This window comes from Nevskia sp. (assembly GCF_051860985.1).
Classification (GTDB): Bacteria; Pseudomonadota; Gammaproteobacteria; order Nevskiales; family Nevskiaceae; genus Nevskia.
Genome location: NZ_JBIMKV010000015.1, coordinates 98,986 through 117,063, shown reverse-complemented (window position 1 = coordinate 117,063; position 18,078 = coordinate 98,986). Strand labels below are relative to the sequence as shown.

Sequence of the window (18,078 nt, the reverse complement as noted above, 5' to 3'; positions counted from 1 at the left end):
AGCTTCAATTGATCCGGCGCCTTGTCGGCGATCACCCGTTGAACGTCTTGCTCCTGCTCAGGGCTCAAGCGCCGACCTTCGGCTTCCCGACGACCGCGCAGACGTTCGCGCGTCGCCGACACGCCTTGCTCCTCGACCCGGTACCAAATCTTCACCACCGCCGACTTGCTCAGACCCGTTTGGTCCGCGATCTCGTCATAGGTCGCACCTCGGCGTCGCAGCCGAACAACCTGCTTTCGCTTCTCTTCCCGTGCCGCTTCGGGAAGGCTTCTCGCGTCTTCTTTGTCCATGAGCCATAGACAGCCGCAACACCAGAAAGTTTTACTTTTTTAATGCCGAGTCAATAGTGCGCAACTCAGCACGGACCGTGCTCAAAGGTGGAAATGAACACCTGCAAGAACTCCGACCACGATGTTGGCGGTACGGGATAGAACGGCGCGGTTGCTGCTCGCACCGCGAGAAAAAGTACCGGCACTCCTAGAACAATTACTACGCGTGACAAGACCGGCAGCCCGCGTTGAAGCGGAAACAAGGTTGCTATGGCGACAGCCGCCACGAGCAGCCAGAAAAATGCCTCTTTGTGCCATGCGTAGCCCCCGCACGAGAAGAGACCGAAAAACACGCCGCCGAGGACAGCTATTGCAACTGCACCTGCAATTGGAAGCCAACGCATCTTTGCGCTCCAACGCCGAATAGGGGACGTACCCCGTCCCGTTAGATAGTCCCCTAATCCGGCGTGCCGGTCTGCCAACGTGATCACAGGCATCGCAAATCCTTGATGTACATGCTGATAGTCCGGCGCAACGGGAACGACTGATTTGGCAAACGTGACTCCGACGGGACCTGCCGGTGCCGTGTCTGGCTGATCGGCGTCCCACCGTGATCCGTTCATCTCGGCACAGCATCCGCACCCAGCGCGCGTATGTCCACCGGGGTCGGCGTTTCTCTGCGGTAACGCCAGTGCGCCGGCGATCGAACAGTCGGGGGCATGGCGGATGCTGCTCTCGCCTGTAGCGCGAGGTTCGGCCGCTCGTCGCGGGTCGAAGTGGCGGTTTTCCCGTTGCCCGACGCGCGCGTTTGCGAGGGTCGTCCATGAAGCAGCGGTGATGCCCTGCCGTCGCCGCGATCGGTGCTTGCTTGGCTTGGGGCCCGAGGTGCCGGGCACGGGCAGCGCACTTCGGACGAGGCGGCTGCGACTTCAGTGCGGTGCTCATCGCGGCTTGCCCGCGGCTCGGTCGATCCGATTACCCTTGATGCCCGCCTCCCCAGCCAACGAACTGACCATGGAACTCCGCACCCTCGGCCGCACCGATCTCAAGGTTTCGGCTCTTTGCCTCGGCACGATGACCTGGGGCGAGCAGAACAGCGAGGCCGAAGGCCACGCGCAGATGGATTACGCGGTGGCGCAGGGCATCAATTTCTTCGATGTCGCGGAGATGTACCCAGTGCCGCCGAAGGCGGACACTTATGGCCGCACCGAGGAGATCATCGGCACCTGGTTCGCGAAGACCGGCAAGCGGAAGGACATCGTGCTGGCGACCAAGGTCGCGGGGCCGGGGCAGATGGATTACATGCGCGGCGGCGCGAAGCTCGATCGCAAGAGCGTGCTGGCGGCCTGCGACACGTCGCTGAAGCGGTTGCAGACCGATTACATCGATCTCTACCAGATCCACTGGCCGTCGCGCGCCACCAATTATTTCGGCCAGCTCGGCTTCAAGCCCAGCGATGACAGCCGCGCGCCGTCAATCGAGGAAACCCATGGCGCGCTGGCCGAGCTGGTGAAGGCGGGCAAGGTGCGCCATGTCGGCATTTCCAATGAAACGCCCTGGGGCGTGTCCGAGTACCTGCGCCTGAGCCGAGAGCAGGGTCTGCCGCGGCCGGTGTCGATCCAGAATCCGTACAGCCTGCTGAACCGCAGCTTCGAGGTCGGCCTCGCCGAATTCGCGCATCGCGAGGACATCGGCCTGCTGGCCTATTCACCGCTGGCCTTCGGCGTGCTGTCCGGCAAGTACCTGAACGGCCAGCGGCCGGCCGACGCGCGGCTCACCCTGTACGCGCGCTTCTCCCGCTACAACGGCGAGCACGCGGCGGCTGCGGCACAGGCCTATGCCGATCTGGCCAAGGAGCACGGGCTGGCGCTGAACCAGATGGCGCTGGCCTTCGTCACCAGCCGCCATTTCACGACCAGCAACATCATCGGCGCGACGACCATGGCGCAGCTGCAATCCAACATCGCCTCGCACGATCTGAAGCTGTCGAAAGCCGTGCTCGATGGCATCGAGGCGATCCACAAGCGCTACACGATTCCCTGCCCGTAGGCCGAAGCGGCCGGCGCGTGCTCAGCGCAGCTTCGGCCGCGCCCGCTGTCGTGCGCCCCGGCGCAGCGCGCCGATCAGCATCAGCATCGCGAACGAGATCACCAGCAGCAGCAGCGCGTAGCTGTGGGCGAGCGGATAGTTCAGCGTCTGGGTCTCGTCATAGAGCGCGATCGAGGCCACGCGGGTGACGCCGGGGATGTTGCCGCCGAGCATCAGCACCACGCCGAACTCGCCGATCGTGTGGGCGAAGCTCAGCGCCGCGCCGGTCAGCACGCCGTTGCGGGCGGCCGGCACGATCACCCGCCAGAACACCTGCCGGGGCGTAGCGCCGAGCGCGCAGCCGGCTTCGATCAGTGCGGCCTCGACATCGCGGATCGCGTTCTGGATTGGCTGCACCGCGAACGGCAGGCTGTAGATCACCGAGCCGACCACGAGGCCCGCGAAGCTGAACGCCAGCGTGCTGCCGAACACGGAGCGCCAGGCGTCGCCCAGCAGGCTGTTGCTGCCGAAGCCGACCAGCAGATAGAAGCCGATCACCGTCGGCGGCAGCACGATCGGCAAGGTCACCAGCGCTTCGATCCACGGCGCGATCCTGAGCCGCGTGCGATCCAGCCAGCCGGCCAGCGGCACGGCGATGGCCAGCAGGATCGCGGTGGAGATCGCCGCCAGCCGCACGGTCAGCCACAGCGACTGCCACAGCGCCGGCGTCAGGGCCGCGAACGTCGGCGCATCGCTCATCGGCGGTCGCGGCTCACGGGGCCGATGCGGGCGGAATGCCGATCTCGGTCAGCACCGGGCGCGTGCTGTCGGCGCGCAGGAAGGCGATGAACGCGCGGGCGGCGGCGGACTCTCGGCCGGCAGCGGTGATCACCGCGACATAGCGGGCCGGCGTGTACAGGCCAAGCGGCAGCGCGGTTCTGGAACCGGTGTTGCGGTAGGCGGGGGAGACCAGCAGCGGCACCGGAATCAGGCCGATGTCGACCTGCGCGGCTTTCACCGCAGCGGCGGCAGCGGCCTCGTCCGGAAACGGCCGGAATTTCTTTTCGGCGGTGTCCAGCACGGTCAGGCGTTCCATCACGCTGCGGATGATGCCGCCGAACGGCGAGGTGGCCGGATCGCCGATCGCGATGCCGGTGATGTAGTCGGCGATGAACAGCGGCGCGCCCCGGCCAGTGTTGATGCCCGGCGTGTTCGAGTAGATCGCCAGCAGGCCGTCGCCGAGCACCGTCAGGCTGTCGCCCGGCGCGCCTTGTGCCGCTACCAGCGATTCGGCGGAGGCGCGGCTGTCGAGCAGCAGCAGCTGCGGTGCGCCGGAGCCGGCATCGCCCGCCTTGACCAGCGTTGCCGCCGGCGCGATCTGCCGCGTGATCGCCACCTCCGGATACGCTTCGGCAAAGCGCTGCTGCAGCACCTCGGCGGCCGGCCCCAGGCTCGGCACCACGCCGATGACCAGCGCCTCCGGCGCCGCTGCCGCGATGCCGGCAAAGGCCAGCGACAGCGCGGCGACCAGCGTGCGGATCAGCGTCATCGGTCGGGCCTCGTGTGGATGTGGGCGCGGGGGTTCGGGCGGCGAGTGTGCCAGCGGCCACCGAGGTCGTCATCCAGACCAGTGCACGCGCCGTAAGCTGCGGCAATGCCTGCCGAAATCCGGATTGCCATGCGCCTGCTCGCCACCCTGTTGTCGACGCTGCTGATCGCCGCTGCCGCCCGGGGCGCTGCGCCCGCCCCGTCCGCCGCCGGGGATTCGCCGCTGCCGCCTGCCAACGCGGTCGCCACCTTCGCGGGCGGCTGCTTCTGGTGCATGGAGCCGCCGTTCCGGAAGCTGCCGGGCGTGCTGTCGGTGGTCTCCGGCTACAGCGGCGGCCACGTCGACCAGCCGAGCTACGAGCAGGTGTCGCGCGGCGATACCGGCCATGCCGAAGCGATCCAGGTGATCTACGACCCGGCGCGCATCGGCTACGCCGATCTGCTGGCGGTGTTCTGGCGCAACATCGACCCGACCACGCCGAAGCGGCAGTTCTGCGATCACGGCGACCAGTACCGCACCGCGATCTTTTTCCACGACGAGGCGCAGCGCAAAGCGGCGGCGGCATCGCGCGATGCGCTGGCGGCATCCGGTGTGCTGCGCGGCGCGCCGATCACCAGCGAAATCACCGCCTTCACGGCGTTCTGGCCGGCCGAGGCCTACCACCAGGATTACGCCCGCAAGCAGGCGCTGCGCTATCGCATCTACCGCAGCCAGTGCGGGCGCGACCAGCGGCTGCAGCAGTTGTACGGGCCGGCCGCCGGCAAGGACGAATAGCCTTCAGGCACGCGCGGCGGTCGACCCGCGTTCCACGCAGCGGCCGCTCAGCACCAGCTTGCGCACCGGCAGGTTCGGTGTCTGCAGGCGTTCGAACAGCAGCGCCATCGCCTGCCGGCCGATGTCCTCCACCGGCTGCTCGATCACCGTCAGCCCCGGCTCGACCAGTTCGGTCCAGACCTCGTTGTCGAAGCCGGCTAGTGCCAGATCGGCCGGCATCGCAAGGTTGGCCGCCCGCGCGGCGCGTAATGCCGCCGACAGGAACAGGCTGTTGCTGACCACCAGTGCCTCCGGCCGTGCCGGGCTTGCGAACCAGTCCGCCAGCGCCGCACGGGCGGCATCCGCGGATGGTGCGCAGAGCCGGAAATCGGCGGCCAGCCCGGCCGCCTGCATCGCCGCGACATAGCCGTCGCGGCGCTCCAGCCCAGTGACGCTGGCATTGCCGAACAGCCCGCCGATGCGCCGGTAGCCGCGGCCGATCAGATGCCGGACCAGCTCGGCCATCGCGGCGGCGTTGTCGAGCACCACGCAGTCGTACAGTCCGGCCGGGCTGGCGCGGTCGATCAGCACGGTCGGGAACTCCAGCCGGCGGCGGCCGAGCTGGTCCAGCGTGCTGCGCGTCGGCGCGAAGATCAGGCCGGTGATCCGCTCCTCCTGCATCAACTGCAGGTACAGGGCTTCGCGCGCCGGGTCTTCGTCGGTATTGCAGAGGATCACCCGCATGCCGGCGCGGTAGGCGCTGTCTTCCACCGCCCGCGACACCGCCGTGAAGAACGGATTGCGCAGATCGGCGACCACCAGGCCGATGGTGCCGCTCTGCTGCGAGCGCAGCCGCCGCGCCGCCAGGTTCGGCCGGTAGCCGGTGGCCTTCACCGCCGCCTCGACCTGGGCGCGCAGCTCCTCGCTGACCGGCCCGCCGGACAGTGCCCGCGACACCGTGGCCGGTGATACGCCGGCAGCTTTGGCGACGTCCTTGATCCCGACCGTCATGGCGCGTTTCAGAAATCGTTTTCAAAAATGAGCGACGGATTGTCGAACAATAATTCCTGAAAATGCAATGGGATGTTGATTTTTCGTTGAGACGTCGCTGGATCGTCGCTTGACAGTCGTTATGAAAACGATTTCATTAACGCCACAACGAGACGTGCACGGAGGAGTTCTGACATGTCCATTCACCTTACCGAAGGTCTGCTGTCCGGCGAACGGGTTCGCCTCGGCGCACGCCCGGCCGACAAGCAGCAGGCGATTGCCGAGGCCGCCCAGCTGCTGGTGGCCAGCGGCTGCGTCGATGCCGCCTATGCCGACAGCATGGTGCGCCGCGAAGCGGTGGCGAACACCTTCCTCGGCCACGGCGTGGCGATTCCGCACGGGCTCGGCGAAGACCGCCACCTGGTGCGCCGCAACGGCATCGCGATCCTGCAGGTGCCGGCCGGCGTCGAATGGAACCCCGGCCAGCGCGCCCATCTGGTGGTCGCGATCGCGGCGCAGTCCGACGCCCACATCGCGATCCTGCGGCGGCTGACCCGGCTGATCCAGGACGAAGCGACCCTGGCCCGGCTGGCCAGCACCGACGACGCCACCGCGCTGATCGCCGCGCTCGACGACCCGCCGGCCGCCGCCGATGCCGGCCGCGCGGCCGAGGCGGTGGACCTTGCCGAAACGGTCGAGTGGACCGTCGGCTATCCGGCCGGCCTGCATGCCCGGCCGGCGTCGCGCTGGGTCGAGGCCGCGCGGGCCCATGCCGCGCGGATGCAGGTCCGCCACGGCCACGAAGTGGCCGACGCCAAGAATCTGCTGGCGCTGCTGCAACTCGGCGCGCGGGCTGGTGACCGCCTGCACATCTCCGCCGAAGGCCGCGATGCCGCCGCCGCGCTGGCCCGCTTCCGCGCCGTCATCGACAGCCTCACCGCGCAGGAAAAGGCCGATGCCGCGCTGGCCGCGCAGCGCGCCGCCCAGCCGAAGGCCGCCGGCTGGACGCCGCCCGACGCGCCGGTCTGCATTGCCGGCATCGGCGCCAGCCCAGGGCTGGCGATCGGCGTCGTGCACCGGCTGGCGGCCGATGAAGCGCCGATTCCAGACCATCCGGTCGCGCTGTCCGAAGGCGGCACCCGGCTGCACGAAGCGCTGTGCGCGACCCGCCAGCAGTTGGAGGCGCTGGCCGACGACACCGCGCGCCGGCTCGGCGCTGCCGATGCCGCGATCTTCAAGGCCCACGGCGAGCCGCTCAACGACACCGACCTGATCACGCTGACCTGCCAGCTGATGGTCGAAGGCCACGGTGTCGCCTGGTCGTGGAACGCGGCGGTCGAGCGGCTGGCGGCGAAGCTGTCGGCGCTCGGCAACGCGGTGCTGGCCGGGCGGGCGGCGGACCTGCGCGATGTCGGCCGCCGGGTGCTCGCCAACATCGACCCGAGCCTGGTCCGCGACGCGCTCGGCAGCCTGCCGCAGCACTGCGTGCTGCTCGCCGCCGACCTGTCGCCGTCGGACACCGCCACGCTCGACACCACCAAGGTCATCGGCCTGGCCACTGCGCAGGGCGGGCCGACGTCGCACACCGCGATTCTGGCCCGCACGCTCGGCCTGCCGGCGCTGGTCGGCGCCGGTGCGGCGCTGCTCGACGTTGGCGACGGCACGCCGGCGATCGTCGATGGCGGCAGCGGCCGGCTGTATCTCGATCCGTCGCCGGCGGCGCTGGACTCGGCCCGCGCCAGCATCGCCGAGCAGGCCGCGACCCGCGCCCGCGAAGCCGAAGGCCGCCGCCAGCCGGCGCTGACCACGGACGGCCACGCGATCGACATCGGCGCCAACATCAACCTGCCGGAACAGGCCGCCACCGCGCTCGAACAGGGTGCGGAAGGCGTGGGCCTGATGCGCACCGAATTCCTGTTCCTGGAACGCGCCCGCACGCCGAGCGAGGACGAGCAGTTCGCGATCTACGTGGCGATGGCCGAGGCGATCGGCGGCCGGCCGCTGATCGTCCGCGCGCTCGACATCGGCGGCGACAAGCAGGTCGCCCATCTCGACCTGCCGCACGAGGACAACCCCTTCCTCGGCGTGCGCGGCGCGCGCCTGCTGCTGCGCCGTGCCGATCTGCTGGAACCGCAGCTGCGCGCGCTGTATCGCGCGGCGAAGGCGGGCGCGGCGCTGAAGATCATGTTTCCGATGATCACCTCGGTGCCGGAGATCCAGCGCTTGCGCGCGATCTGCGAGCGCATCCGCATCGAACTGGCGGCACCCATCGTGCCGCTCGGCATCATGATCGAGGTGCCGGCGGCGGCCATCGAAGCCGATGCGCTGGCCCGCCATGCCGATTTCTTCTCGATCGGCACCAACGACCTCACCCAGTACACCTTGGCGATCGACCGCCAGAACCCGGAGCTGGCTGCCGAGGCCGACAGCCTGCACCCGGCGGTGCTGCGGCTGATCCGGATGACCGTCGATGGCGCGGCCCGCCACGGCCGCTGGGTCGGCGTCTGCGGCGGGCTGGCCGGCGATCCCTTCGGCGCCGCGCTGCTGGCGGGCTTGGGCGTGCAGGAGCTGTCGATGACGCCGCGCGAGATCGCCGCCGTGAAATCACGACTGCGCGGCAGCCGCTTCGATGCGCTGAAAGGTCTGGCCGAGCAGGCGCTGGCCTGCGAAACCGCCGCCGAAGTCCGCGCGCTGGACCGGAGTGCCGCATGAGCGCGCCGGTCATCACCGTCACCCTGAATCCGGCGCTCGACCAGACCATCACGCTCGATCGCCTGCGCCTTGGCGAGGTACACCGCGCGCAGGCATCGCGGATCGAGGCGGCCGGCAAGGGCGTCAATGTCGCGTCTTGTCTCGCCGACTGGGGCATCGCCTGCACCGCCACCGGCCTGCTCGGCGCCGGCAACGCCGAGCCGTTCGCAAGCCTGTTCGCCGCCAAGGGCATCTGCGATGCCTTCGTGCGCTGCCCGGGCGACACCCGCACCAACGTCAAGCTGCTCGATCGGGAAGCCGCCGACACCACCGACATCAACCTGCCGGGCTTGCAGGTCGAGGCGGCAGCACTCGATGCGGTGCGCGCGCAGCTGGCCGCGCACGGCGGCGCTGGCAGCCTCGTGGTGCTGGCCGGCAGCCTGCCGGCCGGGCTGCCCGATGACAGCTACGCGCAGCTCACTGCCGACATCGCCCGGCGCGGTGGCCGCGTGCTGCTCGACACCAGCGGTGCGCCGCTGGCAGCGGCGCTGGCGGCGCAGGTACAGCCATACGCGATCAAGCCCAACCGCCACGAACTCGAAGCCTGGGCCGGCCACGCGCTGTGGACGCGGCGCGAGCTGATCGCCGCTGCGCAGGCATTGCTGGCACGCGGCATCCGGCTGGTCGCGATCTCGCTGGGTGCCGATGGCGCGCTGCTGCTGCGCGATGACGAGATCGTGCAGGCGCAGCCGCTGCCGGTCGCGGTCGGCAGCACCGTCGGGGCCGGGGACGCGATGGTCGCCGGCCTGGTCGCCGGGCTGCTCGCCGAGGCCTCGCTGGAAGACCTGGCGCGGCTGGCCACCGCGTTCGCTGCCGCCAAGCTCGGCGGCATCGGCGCCCATCTGCCCGCACGCGAAACCGTACGGGCATTGGCTGCCGAGGTTCGCGTCGATCGTCTGCAATCCACGCCGCACGGAGTCACGCCATGAGCACCACCATTGCCGTCATCGGCGCCGGGACCCGCAGCACCCATGCCGTGCTTGCCGCCGAGGCGCTGCGCCGCGCTGCGCAGCAGATCGGCGCGGCCTTCACCGTCGAGGTGCGCAGCCATCAGGGCGTGCTCAATGCGCTTGCCGATGCCGATATCGCCACCGCCGGCCGCGTGCTGCTGGTCGGCGACGAGGATCTCGATGCCGGCCGCTTCGCCAGCCTGCCGAGCCGCAGCGCCAGCATCGAAGAGGTGCTCGGCGATGCCTCCGGCGTGCTCGCGCAGCTGCCGGAGCCGGTCGCGAAAACCGTGGCGCGGCCGGCGCGGATCGTCGCCATCACCTCGTGCCCGACCGGCATCGCCCATACTTTCATGGCTGCCGAAGGCCTGCTGCAGGCGGCGAAGGCGCTGGGCCATGAGATCCGGGTCGAGACCCAGGGTTCGGTCGGCGCTCGCGATGGTCTGAGCGATGACGAGATCCGCGACGCCGATGTCGTGGTGATCGCCGCCGATCGCGAAGTGGACCTCGCGCGCTTCGTCGGCAAGCGGCTGCTGAAGTCGGCGACCAAGCCGGCGATCAACGATGGTCAGGCGCTGCTGGCGCGGGCGCTGGCCGAAGCGACGATCCATCACGGCCAGGCCACCGCTGCGAAGAAGGCCGACGCCGGCAGCCGCAGCGGCCCGTACAAGCATCTGATGACCGGCGTGTCGTTCATGCTGCCGTTCGTGGTGGCCGGCGGCCTGCTGATCGCGCTCGCCTTCGCCTTCGGTGGCATCTACGCCTACGACGACGCTCATCGCGGCACCTTGGCGCATGCGCTGTTCCAGATCGGCGGCAAGGCCGCGCTGGTGCTGATGGTGCCGGCGCTGGCCGGCTGGCTGGCCTATTCGATCGCCGACCGGCCGGGCATCGCGCCGGGGATGATCGGCGGGCTGGTGGCGGCCAATCTCGGCGCCGGCTTTCTCGGCGGCATCGCGGCCGGCTTCATCGCTGGCTACGGCACCGACTGGCTGAACCGGAAGATCCGGCTGCCGCGCAACCTCGAAGGTCTGAAGCCGGTGCTGATCCTGCCGGTGCTCGGCACTTTGCTGACCGGGCTGTCGATGATCTACGCGGTCGGCGGGCCGGTGGCCGAGGCGCTGGCGGCGCTGACCGCCTGGCTGCGTGGCATGCAGGGATCAAGCGCGCTGCTGCTGGGCCTGCTGCTCGGCGGCATGATGGCCTTCGACATGGGCGGGCCGGTCAACAAGGCGGCCTATGCGTTTTCCACCGGTCTGCTGGCCAGCGAGGTCTACAGCCCGATGGCGGCGGCGATGGTCGGCGGCATGACCGCACCGCTCGGCGTGGCGCTGGCCACCCGGCTGTTCGCCGACCGCTTCACCGCCGAGGAACGCGAGGCCGGCAGTGCTGCCGGCGTGCTGGGCCTGGCTTTCGTCACCGAAGGCGCGATCCCGTTCGCGGCCCGCGATCCGCTGCGGGTGATTCCGTCGCTGGTGCTGGGATCAGCCGTGGCCGGGGCGATCTCGATGGTCGTCGGCGCCGAACTGAAGGTGCCGCACGGCGGCGTGTTCGTGCTGCCGATTCCGAACGCGGTGACCCATCTCGGCGGCTATGTCGCGGCGCTGCTGGTTGGCACCGTGCTGACCGCAGTCGCGCTTCGCATCCTCAAGAAGCCGGCCGCCGTCGCCGCCTGATTCCTTCCTGACGGCGGGCCACGCCCGCCACGAGCGCATCCATGAACCTGTCATTCGGGCGCCGCCTGGCGGCGCTGCTGGCCCTGCTGTGCCCGCTGTCGGCGTTCGCCGGCCTTTACGAGGAACGCGGCTATGCGCTGCTGGCGAGTTACACCGGCGAATCGGCTTTTCTGGTCGATGGCGGCCAGCGGCGCGGCAGCGCCTATGCCGGTCAGTTCTTCGTCGGCGCCGAGGCCGACGCCGGCCGGCCGTTCGGCTGGACTGGTGCGAAGCTCAAGCTCTATGTCGCCAGCCGGCATGGCGACAATCTGGCGATTGACGAGATCGGCAACAGCGTGTCGGTGCAGGAAATCTGGGGCGCGCAGACCGAGCGGCTGGCCAATCTGACGATCGAGCAGCGGCTGTTCGACAACCGCCTGACCGTCGAGGCCGGGCGCACGGTGGCCAACATCCATTTCCTCGGTTCGGAGCTGTGCAGCTACTTCCAGACCAATTCGGCCTGCGGCAATCCGACCTTCGTGTTCCGCACCAGCGGCTTCACCTACTGGCCGGTGTCGAGCTGGGGCGGCTACGCCAAGGCCTTCATCACGCCGCAGGTCTATGTCCATGCCGGCGTCTTCGAGGTGAACCCGTTGCAGGCCCGCGACAACCAGCATGGCCTGAACTGGGGCATCGCCGATGCCACTGGCGTGATCGCACCACTTGCCATCGGCTATCGCAGTACCGCATCCACGGCGCGGCTGCCGGCGTTCTACGAAATCGGCGGCTGGCGCGACACTTCGCGCTATCTCGATCCGCTACGCGATGACTCGGGCAACGCGGCGATCCTCAGCGGCCAGCCGTATGCCTCGCGCAGCGAGCGGTCGGGGCTGTTCGCCCGCTTCGAGCAGCAGCTGACCCGCCCCGACCGGATGAGCCCGCGCGGCCTCGTGGTCTTCGGTGCGGCTTTGTGGGGCACGTCCGGCGAGCTGAGCCAGGATCGCTTCCTGGAACTGGGCTTCGTGCAGAAAGGCACCTTCGCCGGCCGCCCGCTGGACAGCCTCGCCTTCGTCATCAACCGCCAGCGCTACAGCGGCGCAGCACTCGAAAACCTGCGCCTGCAGCGGGCCGCGCTTGGCGGTGGCGATGGACCTGCCCAGGATCAGTATCTGATGGAGCTGAGCTACGGCGTGCAGCTGACCCAGCTGCTGAGAGTCGCGCCGAACCTGCACTACATCATTCACCCGGACGGTTTCAGCGCGCCGACGCGGACCCGCAACCTGGACGACGCGCTGGTGGTCGGCCTGCGCGTCGACCTGTCGCTGACGCCGGCGATCGAGGCGATCAGCCACTGATCGGGCGCTAGGTCCTCAGTGATTGCGGCCCTGGATTTCCAGCGCCAGCCAGCGCAGGCCGTCGGCCTTGTCGCCCAGCGCATCAAGCGCGGTGCGGGCGTCGGCAAAGGTCGATTCGGCCAGCGCCTTGGCGGTGTCGAAGCCGAGCAGGGCGGGGTAGGTCGACTTCTCCTGCGCCACGTCCTTGCCGGCGGTCTTGCCGAGCTGTTCGGTGGACTGGGTGATGTCGAGCACGTCGTCCTGGATCTGGTAGGCCAGCCCGAGCAGGCGGCCGTAGCTTTCCAGCGCCGTGGTCACGGCCGTGTCAGCTGCGGCCAGTGCCAGCGGCATCTTCAGGCAGGCGAGGATCAAGGCGCCGGTCTTGCGCGCGTGCAGCGACTTGAGCCGTTCCAGCGGGATGCGCTGGCCTTCCGATTCGATGTCCACGGCCTGGCCGCCGACCATGCCCATCGAGCCGGAGGCGTGGCCGAGTGCTGCAATCACGCCGAGCAGGCGCCGCGCGGCTTCGCCATCGGCCGGGATCTCGCGGGTCAGCGTTTCGAAGGCCAGCGTCTGCAGCGCATCGCCGACCAGCACGCCCATCGCGTCGTCCCAGACCTTGTGCACGGTCGGCTGGCCGCGCCGCAGGTCGTCGTCGTCCATCGCCGGCAGGTCGTCGTGAACCAGCGAATAGGCGTGGATCAGCTCGACCGCGACCGCCGGCGCATCAAGCTGCGCGGCATCAAGGCCGAGCGCTTCGCCGGCGGCATAGACCAGCAGCGCACGCAGGCGCTTGCCGCCGTTGCAGGTGTAGCGCATCGCTTCGTGCAGCGCGGCCGGGTCGGTGCCGAGCGGCGGCAGCGCGCGATCGAGCGCGGCATCGAGGCGGCTGCGGTAGGCGGGCAGGCGATCGGCGAAGCGGGCAGCGTGGTTCAAGTGCGGAACTCGGTGGTGGGGCGCCGGCCGCGTCGCTGACGGGGCTGCGCGAAGCTGCCAAACTTCCGGTCGAAGTCCGTCTGGCCAGCGTTTCAGGGGCGCGAAGTGTGAACCGAACGGACAAGCCCGAACAAGCATCCCGCCTCCGTACGCCATGACCGCTGCCGCGCAAGCCTCCGTCGAATCCGTTCTCCAGTCGCTGATCCGCGATGTGCCGGATTTCCCCAAGCCCGGCATCGTGTTCAAGGACATCACGCCGCTGCTGGAAGACGCCGTCGGTTTCCGCGCCTGCATCGATGCGCTGGCGGCGCGGGTGTCGGCGCATCGGCCGGATGCGCTGGTGGCGATCGAATCGCGCGGCTTCATCTTCGGCGCACCGCTGGCCCTGCATTTGGGTCTGCCGCTGATCGTGGTGCGCAAGCCGGGCAAGCTGCCGCGGGCGACCGAATCGGTCGCCTACCAGCTCGAATACGGCGAAGACCGGCTTGAGGTGCATGCCGATGCGATCCTCGCCGGCCGCCGCTACGCGCTGGTCGACGACGTGCTCGCCACTGGCGGCACGGCGGCCGCCGTGATCGGCCTGATTCGCCGGCTCGGCGGCCAGGTGGCCTGTGCGGCGTTTCCGCTGGAACTCGGCTTTCTCGATGGCCGGGCGCGGCTTCACGAGGTCGTCACCGAAAGCCTGGTCCGCTACGGCTGATGCCGTGTCCCCCGGGCGTGGTGTCACGCAGGCGAGACAGCCGGCCGCCGGGGTTTGGACGCATCGCGATGCAACATTGCTAGAATGCGGCGCAGAAATGATCGGCGGGCTTGCCTGTTTCGCATGAAGATCCACGCCGTGACTTGCACATGAACCGCTCGATTCGGCGCTGGGAACCGACATCGCGGCGCGCGCTCCGATCCGGCTGCCGGCCAACGCCTCGACTTTCTTGATGACGATTGAGCACACCACCACGGACGCGCTGCTGATCGCGTCCGCGTTCCAGGCCCACATCCTGCCCGGCGTGTCGCGCACCTTCGCGCTGACCATTCCGCAGCTGCCGCAGCCGCTCGGCGGCGTGGTGTCCAACGCCTACCTGCTGTGCCGGATTGCCGACACCATCGAAGACGAGCCGGCGCTGTCGTCGGACGACAAGGTGCGGCTGACCGAAGCCTTCGCCGATCTGGTCGGCGGCCGCGGTTCGGTGCCGGCCTTCGTCGAGGAACTCACCGCCAAGCTGTCGTCGGCCACGCTGCCGACCGAAGTCGAACTGGTCCGCAACACCCAGCTGGTGCTGACCATGACCAGCAGCTTCGAACCGGCCGCCCGCGCGGCGATCGAGCGCTGCGTGCGCATCATGTGCCGTGGCATGCACCGCTATTCGATGCAGGCCGGCCCGCAGGGGCTGCGCGATCTCGATGATCTCGGCCGCTATTGCTACTACGTGGCCGGCGTGGTCGGCGAAATGCTGCGCGACCTGTTCTGCGCCTATGCGCCGGACACCGCCCGCCGTCGCGATGATCTGGCGCGCTACGCCGTGGCCTTCGGCCAGGGCCTGCAGATGACCAACATCCTGAAGGACATCTGGGAAGACCGCGCCCGCGGCGTCAGCTGGATGCCGGCGCGCGAGTTCGCGCAGCACGGCATCGACCCGGGCCGGCTCGACCCCACGCGCCAGGACCCGGCGGTGACCCGCGCGCTGCACGAGCTGGTGGCGGTCACCCACGCGCAGCTCGGCTACGCGCTGGAATTCACCTTGGCGATCTCCGCCAATGACACCGGCATCCGCAAGTTCTGCGCATGGAACATCGGCATGGCGCTGCTGACCCTGCGCAAGATCGTCGCCACGCCGGGCTACCGCACGGCCAATGACGTCAAGATTTCGCGCAAGTCGGTGATGTGGACGATGGCGCTGACCTCGATCGGCATCCGCAGCAACACCTGGCTGCGCTTCCTGTTCAAGCGCGCCGCCAGCGGCCTGCCGCGCGTGGCGACCTTGCCGGCCCAGGCGCCGCTCGAAGCCTGAATCGGCGCGTGGCGGCTGCGGCCGTGCGCGCCTTTTGTTTCTTTCGCTGACCGAAGACCTTCCGAACGATGAACGCACCGACTGTCGTCCGTCTCCGACGCAATCCGCGCCAGCTCGCCGCCGAGGCCGAGAGCCGCCTGCACCAGGCGATCGACGCCGCCCGCGAGGCGCTGCTGAAGCTGCAGAAGCCGGACGGCGAGTGGTGCTTCGAGTTCGAGGCCGACTGCACGATTCCGGCCGAATACATCCTGATGATGCATTTCATGGATGAGATCGACGAGCCGCTGCAGGCCAAGATCGCGACCTTCATCCGCGCCCAGCAGGTGCTCGATGGCCCCGACGGCGGCCATGGCGGCTGGCCGCAGTACCGCAACTACGACCGGCCGGGCGCGATCGACCTGTCGTGCACGGTCAAGAGCTACTACGCGCTGAAGTGCGCCGGCGACGACGAGGACGCGCCGCACATGGTGCGCGCCCGCGCGGCGATCCTGGCGCTGGGCGGCGCAGCCAAGGCCAATGTCTTCACCCGCATCCTGCTGGCGATGTTCCAGCAGGTGCCGTGGACGGCCGCGCCGTACGTGCCGGTGGAAATCGTGCTGTTCCCGCGCTGGTTCCCGTTCGAGATCTACAAGGTTGCGACCTGGGCGCGCGCGGTGATGGTGCCGCTGTTCGTGCTGTGCAGCCTGAAGGCGACGGCCAAGAACCCCCGCGGCGTGCAGATCGCCGAGCTGTTCGTGCGGCCGCCGGAGCAGGAAACCCAGTGGTTCCGCAACGACACCCTGTTCGCCAAGGTTTTCCTCGGGCTCGACAAGTTCGGCCGGACGATGGACCGCTTCGCGCCGAAGAAGCTGCGCGAGCTGGCGATCAAGCGGGCCGAGAACTGGTTTGTCGCCCGCCTCAACGGCGAGGACGGCATCAACGGCATCTTCCCGGCGATGGTCAATGCCTACGAGGCGCTGGCGCTGCTCGGCTACCCGGCCGAACACCCGCTGCGCGCGACCTGCCTGAAGTCGATCCAGAAGCTGATCCAGTTCACGCCTGAGGGCAGCGCCTACGTGCAGCCGTGCCTGTCGCCGACTTGGGACACCGGCTGGGCGATGATGGCGCTGCTGCACGCCGATTCGCCGGACGGCAGCAGCCGTGCCAAGACCCGCGAAGCACTGAAGCGCGCCGAGAACTGGCTGCGGCCCCGGCAGATCCTCGACCACGTCGGCGACTGGATCGAAAGCGCGCCGGACAAGACGCTGCGGCCGGGCGGCTGGGCGTTCCAGTACTGGAACGAGTACTACCCGGATCTCGATGACACGGCGGTCGTCGCCGGCGTCATGCACCTGGTCGGCCGCGAGCCGAACGGCAGCAATCACAACGACGAGGCCGTGTCGCGCGCGGCCGAGTGGCTGCTCGGCCTGCAGTCGAAGAACGGCGGCTTCGGCGCCTACGACGCCGACAACACGCACTACTGGATCAACGAGATCCCGTTCGCCGACCACAAGGCGATGCTCGACCCGCCGACCGAGGACGTCACCGGCCGCGTGCTGGCCTATCTCGGCGTGCTGAAGCGGCCGCAGGATCGCCCGGCGATCAACCGCGCAATCCGTTACCTGAAGAAGGCGCAGCAGCCGGACGGCTCCTGGTGGGGCCGCTGGGGCACCAACTACATCTACGGCACCTGGTCGGCGCTGGCCGGCTTGGCGCTGGTCGGCGAAAAGCCGGACGCCCCGTACATCGCCCGGGCGATCCGCTATCTGGAATCGAAGCAGAACCCGGACGGCGGCTGGGGCGAGACCAACGACACCTATCTCGATCCGAAGCTGAGCGGCACCATGCCGCGCCCCGGTCCGAACGGCGGCGAGCTGATCTCGACCCCGAACAGCACCGCCTGGGCGCTGCTGGCGCTGATGGCCGTGCACGGCGTCGAGCATCCGGCGGTCGCTGCCGGCATCGACTGGCTGATCGCCAACCAGCATTCCGAAGGCCGCCACGAAGGCCTGTGGCATGACCCCGGCCACAACGCGCCGGGCTTCCCGCGTGTGTTCTACATGAAGTACTACGGCTACGACGCCTACTTCCCGCTGTGGGCGCTGGCGCGTTATCGCCAGCTGCGCGGCCGCCGCGCCACGGCGTGATCCGGCAGCCGCGGCGATGACGCAAGCTCGGGTTGGCGTCGTCGTGGCGCTGCTGTCGGAAGCCAAGGCACTCGGCCTGCGCCATCCGCAACCGGGTGCCAACGAGGTCGACGGCCTGCGGGTGTTCGTGTCCGGGATCGGCGAAGCCGCTGCCGCGATGGCCGCGCAGGCGCTGGCGGATGCTGGCTGCTGCGCGCTGCTGAGCTTCGGCACGGCTGGAGCGCTCGATGCCGCGCTGCAGCCCGGCGATGTCGTCTGTCCGACCACCGTGCTGTTCATGGATGGCCACCAGCTCGACACCGATGCCGGCTGGCGCGCCCGGCTCGCTGCCTGCTGCGCCGAGGCCGACATCAGCCTGGTTGACGGCCGCCTGCTGACCACCCGCCAGACCCTGCTGAACGCCGGCATCAAGTACCTGGCGCGCACCCAGAGCCAGGCGGTGGCGGTGGATCAGGAAAGCTCGGCGGTCGGCGACGTCGCCAAGGCGCGCGGCCTGCCGTTCCTGGTGCTGCGCGCGATCGTCGACGACGCCGAAGCCACCTTGCCGAACGCGGTGATCGACGGTGTCGACGCCTATGGCCGGCCGAAGCCGGCCAGCATGATCGGCGGCCTGCTGAAGGCGCCGTGGCAGATCGCCAAGCTGCCGGGGCTGGCGCGCTCGTTCAACGCCGCGCAATCCAGCCTGCGCGAGATCACCCGCGCCGCACCGGCGTTCGCCTTCCATTCCTGAATCG

At 69.2% G+C, this 18,078-nt stretch carries 15 protein-coding genes; 10 read left to right on the top strand and 5 right to left on the bottom strand.

Annotated features, from left to right (window positions below; genetic code table 11):
- Positions 1–290 (bottom strand): helix-turn-helix domain-containing protein (locus tag ACTIGJ_RS15120; protein WP_439641157.1); only part of this gene is annotated, 290 nt, incomplete at its 3' end.
- A 993-nt stretch (positions 291–1,283) separates the two neighbouring features.
- Here ACTIGJ_RS15120 and ACTIGJ_RS15115 point away from each other — a divergent pair.
- On the top strand, positions 1,284–2,318 hold the full coding sequence (locus ACTIGJ_RS15115) for an NADP(H)-dependent aldo-keto reductase (protein ID WP_439641156.1): 1,035 nt from the start codon (positions 1,284–1,286) through the stop codon (positions 2,316–2,318).
- A gap of 21 nt (positions 2,319–2,339) precedes the next feature.
- On the opposite strand, the gene modB is transcribed toward ACTIGJ_RS15115, so the two are convergent.
- Both modB and ACTIGJ_RS15105 read right to left on the bottom strand, forming a co-directional pair.
- The gene (modB, locus tag ACTIGJ_RS15110; protein ID WP_439641155.1) at positions 2,340–3,056 is read right to left on the bottom strand and encodes a molybdate ABC transporter permease subunit; all 717 of its coding nucleotides are present in this window, start codon (positions 3,054–3,056) and stop codon (positions 2,340–2,342) included.
- A gap of 13 nt (positions 3,057–3,069) precedes the next feature.
- Positions 3,070–3,846, bottom strand: coding sequence for a molybdate ABC transporter substrate-binding protein (locus ACTIGJ_RS15105; protein ID WP_439641154.1), 777 nt, complete (start codon positions 3,844–3,846; stop codon positions 3,070–3,072).
- A 129-nt stretch (positions 3,847–3,975) separates the two neighbouring features.
- Here ACTIGJ_RS15105 and msrA point away from each other — a divergent pair, with 129 nt between their 5' ends.
- Positions 3,976–4,620 (top strand): peptide-methionine (S)-S-oxide reductase MsrA, encoded by a 645-nt coding sequence (gene msrA, locus ACTIGJ_RS15100; RefSeq protein ID WP_439641153.1) that lies wholly within the window; start codon positions 3,976–3,978, stop codon positions 4,618–4,620.
- A 3-nt stretch (positions 4,621–4,623) separates the two neighbouring features.
- Here msrA and ACTIGJ_RS15095 read toward each other — a convergent pair whose 3' ends face one another.
- Entirely contained in the window at positions 4,624–5,610 is a 987-nt protein-coding gene (locus tag ACTIGJ_RS15095; RefSeq protein ID WP_439641152.1) for a LacI family DNA-binding transcriptional regulator, read from the bottom strand.
- 174 nt (positions 5,611–5,784) lie between these two features.
- Here ACTIGJ_RS15095 and ptsP point away from each other — a divergent pair, with 174 nt between their 5' ends.
- Genes ptsP through ACTIGJ_RS15075 form a run of 4 tightly spaced genes read left to right on the top strand, consistent with a single transcriptional unit; the run spans position 5,785 to position 12,297 of the window.
- Positions 5,785–8,301, top strand: coding sequence for a phosphoenolpyruvate--protein phosphotransferase (gene ptsP, locus ACTIGJ_RS15090; protein ID WP_439641151.1), 2,517 nt, complete (start codon positions 5,785–5,787; stop codon positions 8,299–8,301).
- Positions 8,298–9,269 carry a 1-phosphofructokinase gene (gene pfkB, locus ACTIGJ_RS15085; RefSeq protein ID WP_439641150.1) on the top strand — a complete coding sequence of 324 codons (972 nt, stop codon included), beginning with the start codon at positions 8,298–8,300 and terminating at the stop codon, positions 9,267–9,269. Before ptsP ends, pfkB begins: the two co-directional genes overlap by 4 nt.
- Positions 9,266–10,963, top strand: coding sequence for a PTS fructose transporter subunit IIC (locus tag ACTIGJ_RS15080; RefSeq protein ID WP_439641149.1), 1,698 nt, complete (start codon positions 9,266–9,268; stop codon positions 10,961–10,963). Before pfkB ends, ACTIGJ_RS15080 begins: the two co-directional genes overlap by 4 nt.
- Before the next feature lie 41 nt (positions 10,964–11,004).
- Positions 11,005–12,297 carry a carbohydrate porin gene (locus tag ACTIGJ_RS15075; protein WP_439641148.1) on the top strand — a complete coding sequence of 431 codons (1,293 nt, stop codon included), beginning with the start codon at positions 11,005–11,007 and terminating at the stop codon, positions 12,295–12,297.
- 15 nt (positions 12,298–12,312) lie between these two features.
- Here the strand turns inward: ACTIGJ_RS15075 and ACTIGJ_RS15070 are convergent, their stop codons facing one another.
- Positions 12,313–13,212, bottom strand: coding sequence for a polyprenyl synthetase family protein (locus tag ACTIGJ_RS15070; RefSeq protein ID WP_439641147.1), 900 nt, complete (start codon positions 13,210–13,212; stop codon positions 12,313–12,315).
- Between the two features lie 154 nt (positions 13,213–13,366).
- On the opposite strand from ACTIGJ_RS15070, the gene ACTIGJ_RS15065 reads away from it, so the two are divergent.
- The 4 genes from ACTIGJ_RS15065 (at position 13,367) to ACTIGJ_RS15050 (ending at position 18,074) form a co-directional block, all read left to right on the top strand.
- Complete coding sequence (locus tag ACTIGJ_RS15065) at positions 13,367–13,912, top strand: adenine phosphoribosyltransferase (RefSeq protein ID WP_439641146.1); 546 nt, start codon at positions 13,367–13,369, stop codon at positions 13,910–13,912.
- 232 nt (positions 13,913–14,144) lie between these two features.
- Positions 14,145–15,218 carry a squalene/phytoene synthase family protein gene (locus ACTIGJ_RS15060; RefSeq protein WP_439641145.1) on the top strand — a complete coding sequence of 358 codons (1,074 nt, stop codon included), beginning with the start codon at positions 14,145–14,147 and terminating at the stop codon, positions 15,216–15,218.
- A 68-nt stretch (positions 15,219–15,286) separates the two neighbouring features.
- The gene (shc, locus tag ACTIGJ_RS15055; RefSeq protein ID WP_439641144.1) at positions 15,287–17,344 is read left to right on the top strand and encodes a squalene--hopene cyclase; all 2,058 of its coding nucleotides are present in this window, start codon (positions 15,287–15,289) and stop codon (positions 17,342–17,344) included.
- A 16-nt stretch (positions 17,345–17,360) separates the two neighbouring features.
- The gene (locus tag ACTIGJ_RS15050) at positions 17,361–18,074 is read left to right on the top strand and encodes a phosphorylase family protein (RefSeq protein WP_439641143.1); all 714 of its coding nucleotides are present in this window, start codon (positions 17,361–17,363) and stop codon (positions 18,072–18,074) included.
- Positions 18,075–18,078 lie beyond the last annotated feature (4 nt).

Coding starts and splice junctions, on each gene's coding strand:
- modB (WP_439641155.1), bottom strand. CDS start 3,056: ATGAGCGATGCGCCGACGTTCGCGGCCCTGACGCCGGCGCTGTGGCAG.
- ACTIGJ_RS15115 (WP_439641156.1), top strand. CDS start 1,284: ATGGAACTCCGCACCCTCGGCCGCACCGATCTCAAGGTTTCGGCTCTT.
- ACTIGJ_RS15065 (WP_439641146.1), top strand. CDS start 13,367: ATGACCGCTGCCGCGCAAGCCTCCGTCGAATCCGTTCTCCAGTCGCTG.
- ACTIGJ_RS15050 (WP_439641143.1), top strand. CDS start 17,361: ATGACGCAAGCTCGGGTTGGCGTCGTCGTGGCGCTGCTGTCGGAAGCC.
- ACTIGJ_RS15060 (WP_439641145.1), top strand. CDS start 14,145: ATGACGATTGAGCACACCACCACGGACGCGCTGCTGATCGCGTCCGCG.
- ACTIGJ_RS15075 (WP_439641148.1), top strand. CDS start 11,005: ATGAACCTGTCATTCGGGCGCCGCCTGGCGGCGCTGCTGGCCCTGCTG.
- shc (WP_439641144.1), top strand. CDS start 15,287: ATGAACGCACCGACTGTCGTCCGTCTCCGACGCAATCCGCGCCAGCTC.
- ACTIGJ_RS15105 (WP_439641154.1), bottom strand. CDS start 3,846: ATGACGCTGATCCGCACGCTGGTCGCCGCGCTGTCGCTGGCCTTTGCC.
- msrA (WP_439641153.1), top strand. CDS start 3,976: ATGCGCCTGCTCGCCACCCTGTTGTCGACGCTGCTGATCGCCGCTGCC.
- ACTIGJ_RS15080 (WP_439641149.1), top strand. CDS start 9,266: ATGAGCACCACCATTGCCGTCATCGGCGCCGGGACCCGCAGCACCCAT.
- ACTIGJ_RS15095 (WP_439641152.1), bottom strand. CDS start 5,610: ATGACGGTCGGGATCAAGGACGTCGCCAAAGCTGCCGGCGTATCACCG.
- ptsP (WP_439641151.1), top strand. CDS start 5,785: ATGTCCATTCACCTTACCGAAGGTCTGCTGTCCGGCGAACGGGTTCGC.
- pfkB (WP_439641150.1), top strand. CDS start 8,298: ATGAGCGCGCCGGTCATCACCGTCACCCTGAATCCGGCGCTCGACCAG.